Source organism: Salegentibacter tibetensis (assembly GCF_020164485.1).
Lineage (GTDB): Bacteria > Bacteroidota > Bacteroidia > Flavobacteriales > Flavobacteriaceae > Salegentibacter > Salegentibacter tibetensis.
The window spans coordinates 1-374 of the sequence record NZ_JAIQZA010000125.1 but is presented as its reverse complement, the minus strand read 5'-3'; the positions used below and the strand labels follow the sequence as shown (position 1 = coordinate 374).

Here is a 374-nt window from a genome sequence, read left to right as displayed (position 1 = left end):
AAATGAATGGTTTTACAAGTGAACAAATACTGGAATTGAGAGCAGGAAAAGCATCCTGGGATATTAAAATCAATGCTTTAGCAAAATTATCTTCAGCTATTGCCCAAAGAAAGGGAATCAATGTAGCTACAGAGCTTCAGGAGTTCTATGACGCAGGATTTAATAAAGGAAATCTTGTAGACCTTGTTTTGCTTATAGCCGATAAGGTTGTAATGAACTACTTGCATAATATAACCGCTGTACCGGTTGATTTCCCTGAAGCAGTAGCACTTCAGAAAAAATCCTAATCTTCGTAATTTAACTTAAAACAATATCACTATGCATAATCATAAAATTAACTGGAAGAACGCAATACTAGCTGGGGTAATTGGAAC

General features: G+C 35.3%; 1 pseudogene. It reads left to right on the top strand.

From position 1 onward, the window contains the following. Positions 1-287 (top strand): annotated as a pseudogene (locus tag LB467_RS18790) (carboxymuconolactone decarboxylase family protein); the annotation flags it as partial. Positions 288-374 lie beyond the last annotated feature (87 nt).